Annotated in this window: 4 protein-coding genes; 1 reads left to right on the forward strand and 3 read right to left on the reverse strand. The window is 67.5% G+C overall.

The window, feature by feature from the left end:
* Positions 1-87: 87 nt before the first annotated feature.
* The 3 genes from AB0I53_RS03355 to AB0I53_RS03365 all read right to left on the reverse strand — a co-directional run bounded on the left by AB0I53_RS03355 (position 88) and on the right by AB0I53_RS03365 (position 3,285).
* On the reverse strand, positions 88-885 hold the full coding sequence (locus tag AB0I53_RS03355; RefSeq protein WP_358595704.1) for a heparin lyase I family protein: 798 nt from the start codon (positions 883-885) through the stop codon (positions 88-90).
* A 10-nt stretch (positions 886-895) separates the two neighbouring features.
* On the reverse strand, positions 896-1,903 hold the full coding sequence (locus AB0I53_RS03360; RefSeq protein WP_358595706.1) for a glycoside hydrolase family 5 protein: 1,008 nt from the start codon (positions 1,901-1,903) through the stop codon (positions 896-898).
* A gap of 221 nt (positions 1,904-2,124) precedes the next feature.
* Positions 2,125-3,285 (reverse strand): acyl-CoA dehydrogenase family protein, encoded by a 1,161-nt coding sequence (locus tag AB0I53_RS03365; protein ID WP_358595708.1) that lies wholly within the window; start codon positions 3,283-3,285, stop codon positions 2,125-2,127.
* Positions 3,286-3,315: 30 nt separating this feature from the next.
* Here AB0I53_RS03365 and AB0I53_RS03370 point away from each other — a divergent pair.
* The coding region (locus tag AB0I53_RS03370; RefSeq protein WP_358596234.1) for an acyl-CoA dehydrogenase family protein at positions 3,316-3,407 on the forward strand (92 nt) is incomplete at its 3' end.

The raw sequence follows: 3,407 nt of genomic DNA on the forward strand, positions 1-3,407 counted from the left end.
GCTCTCGGGTGGGCGCGCGCTGCCGGGGGTGTTTGTTTTGTGCTGCTATAGCAGCACAAAACACACACGGCCCCTACTGCCCAGCCGTCACCCGGCCACGTCCGCGTACGACTTCCCCACCTTGGCATCGGCAAGATAGGCCGTGGCCTCCCCGGTGATGCCGTCGGAGCGGTACACGCCCCACTTGTCGGTCACGAAGTCGGCGCGCAGCGTCGCCGCCGGGAGCTGTTTCTGTCCATTGAGGACCTGTTCTTCGCCGTTGTGCCAGAACCGGACCCAGCCCTTGCCCGGATCGCTGGAGACGTGAATCCCGACCACGAAGCTGTTCCAGCTGTCCTTGGGCAGCGGGATCTTCCACAGCTGCGTCGTCTTCATGTCCGGGTCGCAGTACTCCAGGTCGAGCACGTCACCGCGGGCCCGCAGCGACAGCGGCGGCGTGGCGGCACCCGATCCGTAGTCCTTGAGCTGCCACAACGCCACCCACTCGCCGGTCTTCGTCGGCAGCGGGCCCCACATCGAACGCCACCCGACGTAGTAGGTGTCGCCCTCGGTGAACCGCAGCCGGCTGCCGTCCGGCGTCTTGTGGCCCCGCGACTCCACCCGCACCCGCTCGGAGCCTTCGGGCACGCCGGAGGTGTGCAGCCGGAACACGTCGCCGTGCTGGCCCTGCGGATCGGCCACCACCTCGACGCTGCCGGGTTTGGTCTCGATTCCTTCGAAAACCGAAGTCCCGCGGTCGGTTTCGGCGGTCCACAGGGGCGCCTGTGCCTGCGAGTCCGATGCCACGACCGGCGCCGGTGCCGGAGCCCGCAGTTCGTCCGCGGCAGTGGCCGACAGTCCCAGCACCGCGGCGAGCGCCGTGCCCGCGCGAAGCAGTTTCCGCACCCGGCTCACCTCACTTGACCCGCTCGCGGACCCACACGCCCGCGGGCTTGAGCTGGTCGGTGCCCGGGTACGGCCCGTTCTCGCAGGTGCCCTCCTTGAACACCGCGCCGGAGCGGGAGTCGTCGGAGTAGTTCCAGTTGGTCCAGCTGATGTTCTTCGAGGCCATCAGGTCGATGTACTGCTGGGCCATGCCGAAGTCGTCGCCGCCGTCACCGGTGGCCTCCTGCGTGCCGAACTCGGTGACGAACATCGGCAGCTTGTCGGCCGCGCGCGACAACGTGTCCAGGTATTCCGAGCCGTGGGAGGCCGCGTAGAAGTGGAAGGTGTACATGATGTTGTCGGCGTTGACCGGGTTGTCGACGACCTCCTGCTCATTGGAGTCCTCCGACACCCCCAGCGACGACCAGGCGCGGGTGCCGACCAGCACCACCGAATCCGGGTCCTGCTCGCGGATAACCGGGATGAGTTCCTCGGCGTAGCTCTTGATCTGCGACCATTCGACGCCGCTGGGCTCGTTGGCGATCTCGTAGAGGACGTTGGTCTTGTCCTTGTGCCGCTGGGCCATCTCGGTGAAGAAGGTCTTGGCGCGATCCAGGTTGAAGTTCGGGTCGCCGGGATCGAGCATGTGCCAGTCGATGATCGCGTACATGCCGCGCTGGCTGGCCGCCTCGACGTACTTGTCGACCAGTTCGGTGAACTTGGCCGGATCGTCCTCGTAGCCGCCTTCCTGGATGTACATGGATATCCGCAGCACATCGGCCTGCCAGTCGTCGGCCAGCGCGTCCAGCGACGCGTCGTTGACGCACTGGCTGTACCACTGCAGGCCGTGCGTGCTCATGCCGCGCAGCTGCACCGGAGCACCGCTGCTGTTGCACAGAGTCTTGCCGCAGACAGACAAAATCCCGTTGGCATCAACGGGATTCAGCTCCGGATCTTGGTTTGCCGCCTGGGCCGCGGTGCTGGTCAACAGCAGGGCCGCGGCAATCGTGACGGCGCGTGCGGAGTTCTGCCACCTCATCGATATCTCCTCGGTCGAAGAGAGCAGAGCCGCGGTGGCGGCTCCCGATTCTGGCGGCGGGAAACAGGAAACTTAGTTTCCAGTTCGCGTCACGATAGCGATACCGGCAAAACACCGTCAATACCCCGGAACAGGGACTTGCCACCACGCGCGAAAAAGGCACCTCCGCCGGCGCGGAGGTGCCTTTCGTTCAGACTTGTGAATCGGTTCGCGGACGCCGATCAGGTGAGGGCGTCGACACCGGTGAGGGCGCGGCCGATGATCAGCTTCTGGACCTGGCTGGTGCCCTCGTAGAGCGTCAGCACCCGCGCGTCGCGGACGTACTTGCCCACCGGGTACTCGTCGATGAAGCCGTACCCGCCGAAGACCTGCAACGCATTGTTGGACACCCGTACGGCGGTTTCGCTGGCGTGCAGCTTCGCCATCGACGACGCGGTGGCCAGCTCCTGGCGGGACACACCGCGTTCGGCCAGCGACGCCGCCCGCAAGGTCAGCAACCGGGCGGCCTCGACCTCCACGGCGGAATCGGCGAGGAGTTCCTGCACCAGCTGCCGCGCCGCGATGGGCTTGCCGAACTGCACGCGCTCCCCCGCGTAACGGGTCGCCGCGGACAGCGCGGCCTGCGCCACCCCGACCGCGCCGGCCGCGACCGAGATCCGGCCCTTGGTCAGCGCGCCCAGCGCGATGCCCAGGCCCTTGCCGACCTCACCGAGCCGCGCCGAATCCGGCAACCGCACCTCGTCGAGCACCAGCTCCGCGGTGGCCTGCCCGCGCAGGCCGAGCTTGCCGTGCACGGTGTTCGCGGTGAAGCCCGGCGAGTCGGTGGGCACCAGGAACGCGGTGATGCCGCGGCCGCCGTCGTCGCTGGTGCGCGCGAACAGCAGCGCGACCTTGGCCCAGGTTCCGTTGGTGATGAACATCTTCTGACCGGTGATAACCCAGTCTTCGCCGTCGCGACGAGCCCGGGTTGTCAGCGAGCCGGGGTCGGAGCCGGCGTCGGGCTCGGTCAACGCGAAGCAGCCCAGGCCCTCGCCGCTGGTCAGCATCGGCAGCCAGCGCTGCTTCTGCTCCTCGGTGCCGTAGCTGGCGATGGACTTGCTGACCAGGCCCAGCGACACCGAAACGATGCCGCGCACCGACGAGTCGCCGCGCCCGAGCTCCTCGATGACCAGCGCGTAGCCGACCATGTCGGCCTCGACTCCGCCGTACTCCTCCGGGAGCGTCAGGCCGAGGAAGCCGAGTTCGCCGAGCTTGCGCACGATCCCGAGGTCGACCTCCTCGCGGCGGTCCCATTCGCGCACGTGCGGCACGATCTCGGCGTCGACGAACTGCGCCGCCATCTCCCGGAAAGCGACCTGGGTATCGGTGAGTTCAAAGTCCACAGTGGTCCTCGTCGTTCGTTGCGCGCGGAGGTGTCGCTGGGCCTGGTCAGCAAGTCCATCGCCAGCTACGGCACCGAGGAGCAGAAGCAGCGCTGGCTGCCGATGCTGACCAGCGGCGAGGG

Source organism: Saccharopolyspora sp. NPDC050389, assembly GCF_040655595.1.
GTDB lineage: Bacteria > Actinomycetota > Actinomycetes > Mycobacteriales > Pseudonocardiaceae > Saccharopolyspora.

What these genes read in the sequence shown, in the direction of transcription:
- AB0I53_RS03360 (WP_358595706.1), bottom strand. Translation starts at nt 1,903, where the DNA reads ATGAGGTGGCAGAACTCCGCACGCGCCGTCACGATTGCCGCGGCCCTG.